2 protein-coding genes are annotated in these 3,657 nt (G+C 38.9%); both read left to right on the top strand.

Annotated elements, in window-relative coordinates; all coding sequences use genetic code 11:
- Nucleotides 1-285 (top strand): hypothetical protein (locus LHW48_07075; GenBank protein MCB5260219.1); only part of this gene is annotated, 285 nt, incomplete at its 5' end.
- Between the two features lie 143 nt (nucleotides 286-428).
- Nucleotides 429-3,317 carry a hypothetical protein gene (locus LHW48_07080; GenBank protein MCB5260220.1) on the top strand — a complete coding sequence of 963 codons (2,889 nt, stop codon included), beginning with the start codon at nucleotides 429-431 and terminating at the stop codon, nucleotides 3,315-3,317.
- Nucleotides 3,318-3,657: the final 340 nt, after the last annotated feature.

Genomic DNA, 3,657 nt, shown 5'->3' on the forward strand with positions numbered 1-3,657 from the left:
CAGCTTAGTAAGGAATGGGCAGATAGTATCCTAGCAATTGAACCGGATATTCCAGAAATGGATGTTGCATCGGCCAACCAACTCCAGAATAAGCTATCAGCCCCGCCAGCTTATGTAACTGATGCACATTTGAAGAAGCTTGAGAAGGTAATAAGCGCTCTCAATAAAAGGTTGAGTGAGATCAAGATTGAGTGGCTTGTAGAGAAATACTATGAGTTATCAGAAAAAGACAAAAAACACTTCCATGCAATAATAGAATCTATGTCCAACAAGGAATTGTCTTAATGAAGACCAACCATACAAAGTCTGTTCGCAGTGGTCTTCTTGGTGACAAGATTAACACTGGAATAATATGAACCTCCGTGAATTAGCAATGTATACTTCAAGCTTGTCATGGCGAATTTATTCATTTAGAAAGAGGTTGAACAATGTGGGGATCACACAGATATAACCGCCCTCAGAGAAAAAGGGAAACTAGCAAAGTAGATATTCCAGAATTTATCGCGAACGAGTTCGCAGTAGTTCTATGGTATTACAATGAACGTCTCAATAGGGATGAAGGTTTTATTAACCACCATTTATACGGGGACATACATTTTTGGAAAAGCGCTCTGAATCAGCCCTCAGAGTCGAGTAGTCTGAAAGAAAATGTACCCGTAGTTTTTAACGGGCATAAGAAAAATGAGGAAATCGTTGTAGACAGATTGATCATAGCTAAGTCGAGTGAGTTAAACAAAGAGATGACTGAGAGGTTGATCCAGTTAGTTTTCGGTAAATGGAAGCACTCATACTACTGGAAAACGATTTGCATGGACGCGATCACAGACCATCTAGACTCTAGCGAGCAGACAAACCTATTCATATCGCTTGTGAGAGAGTATGAGCAGAATAATACCTGCAACGAGACTACCCTGATTGAGTTGACGAGATTTTTTACTAAACTCGACCATGCTAAGTTAGATCCGATTTTCAAGCAATATTTATCAGAATACAAGTATTACTTGTATGCCATCAAGCACAATGTCACTCTTGATGAACAATCATACTACACGGCAATTGGTTATATGTTGTTGAACGGAAAGTATGAATCTGGAGTACCCGACTTACTCCTTGCTTTACAACAAAATAACTATGGATTTCAGACTGGTACGATTACTAATATACTAAAACAATTGAAAACCGAGGATCAATTCTACAAGACAATTCACCTGGACTTGTTTAACAGCGGATTTTCTTGGAGCATTATCAAAGCAGATGCACGGATTAGAATAAAAGTAACTAATCTAGAGTCCTTTAATAAGTGGTATCAAGCTCAGGTGAGCTTCGAATTCCCGGGTCAGAAAAACATGGGCTCAGCTTCAGAAAAGGATAGAGTTTCACACTATATCGACAATTTTAGCCTGTTTATAGACTTCAATAATTGGGCTGAAGCATTATCCTTAGGTTTCAGTTTTTTTACTCTGATAGTGGATGACATACTACAACATTGCAGACAATCATCAGAAATGGACCTTTGGGGGAAAATCAAACGGATCTGTGATAGCACGACAGATAAAATGTGCATATCTAGCATTAAGGATACTGCTCTTTGCCTAGCGAAATTTGTGACTCCAGATAAGCTACATTTATGGAGAATTATTCATGCTTGTAGCTCATGTTTACACAGTGACTATTCCGATATCTCTATTAAGGCTTTCGAAATGATTCCAGAGCCTGAAGCAAAAGCAGCAATCTGGGCTATTTATCATGATGCCAAGTTCTATGAGGGATTTGGCATAAAAGAATTGTTAACATCATTGAGGAATCTATCTAAAGAAAATCAATGCAGAGTTTTCAACAGGCTATTGGCGGAAGCAACAACAATGGAGGAAGTTAAGCGCATATGCAATCTTGAAGCGATCACAAGTCTTTGCAACTCGAGTATTGAAAAACTCAAGCGATTTCTTAATCTTATAAATGAACACAAGACCGGCTCAGATATCAACAAATCTGTAATATCCAATGCTTATATACGTCTTCTTATTCACAGTGAGGGGATTGCAGAGCTAGAATATTATTTACCGATGTGTAATTTTCGAAATGTCCCTTCGGACATCACGGTGTCAAAAAGAGATAACGAGATCTCTATTAGTTTTGAAGGAGACCATAATGTGCATAAAATGCCTTATGGGTATGTTGATAATGGTGGGTTCAACTATTCAAATGATACCCTAAAACCAGATTCTCGTGTATTCGGTAATGTCCCATTGGTAAGCCAAGACAATCAGAATAGTGTCTCTGCAGATACGCCTGTATTTTGCGAAGGTAGGTTGGTTAGAAATGAAAAAAGTAGAATCCAGCCGTCGATTTCCCAAGAGTACGATATCCCGTATTACTGGTGTTACAATAGAAAATGCATATTCCCAACCATGGAGTATGCTCTCGGCGTTGAACATAATTTCACATACTCCTCCAGTTTTGAGGTTACTGCTAGTTATAAGTTTGGACTTTTGAATATTTTGAAACTCTGGGGAGTGAACTTCAACTCAAGTATGATGGCTAACGTGGTCAGTGCATCAATGAACAGCGCTCAGAGATTATTTGAGCACTTGAAATGCCATGAATGCGGCGTTTATATGATACCCACTAAAACGAGTAATTATGCGTACTACCAAACACACCTGTATCAGTGTGAGAAATGCGGTATTGAAGTATATTTATCCCATTGCTTAAACCCTAATTGTACAGACATCATTGACAGTAGAGATTGTAGCAAATGTCCCAATGGCTGGTATATCTGCAAATCATGTTTAGCATGCTGCAATGATGAAAAATTTGAAATACGAACTCATATTAGAAAGGATACAGGTCAGTCTGAAGTGAAAATGGTAGGGCATAAAGGGAAACATATTTTCTGTCCAAAATGTGGTCAACAACTCGATGGGGAGAACAAAAGAGATCCAGAAAAACAGAGAAAGATTACTGATTATCTCGAGAAATCAGGCAGAGAATTGGTTCGAAGCAAGGGGATAAAGGATGGTCACTGGTATCTTGTTAACCTCAGGGTTTATGCCAGTAGATTAAAGGATGAGATTTCTGTGCAAGATATTGTTAGGAGGTTCGCATCGTATGGTTTATCAGTAAAGAAGTCTGACGTTGCAACAACTGAACAGCCTTGGTACTTCGTTAGTGATTCTCCCAAAGAAGGCGATCTATGCGCTGGCGCTTTTACACTAAGTGATATAGTGGTTAAGAGCAGAATTATATGTAATTGCGGATATTCAGTGAGAGGGTCATATGCAATAGCGTCCTATCACAATAGGGTGAAGAGGGATTAGAATTGAATGTGCCAGGAGTATTTGAACTAAACCTTAACAATCTGTAAGCGGTAAAGCATTTCTTTGCAGAATCCCTGTCATAATTTGAAGATTTCGGTGATCTGATTTGCAGAAAGCCTGTCAAAAACCACCTAAAATGGTCTTGGTAAGGATGAGCAAGGATGAGCTACGATGCGACAGTTTGCAGTTTTCGCCGCACAATTTGCAGATTTCGTTGTCACTTTGTAGTGGGCATGAAAAGATTATCCGTTCTTCCTTGGGGAAACAAAACGAAGCCAATATTTCTTGACAGTTAATTACAATGCTCAAATCATATACTTACCGCTTGGGCGGAAGGATA

The sequence above is a fragment of the Candidatus Cloacimonadota bacterium genome (genome assembly GCA_020532355.1).
Classification (GTDB): domain Bacteria; phylum Cloacimonadota; class Cloacimonadia; order Cloacimonadales; family Cloacimonadaceae; genus UBA5456.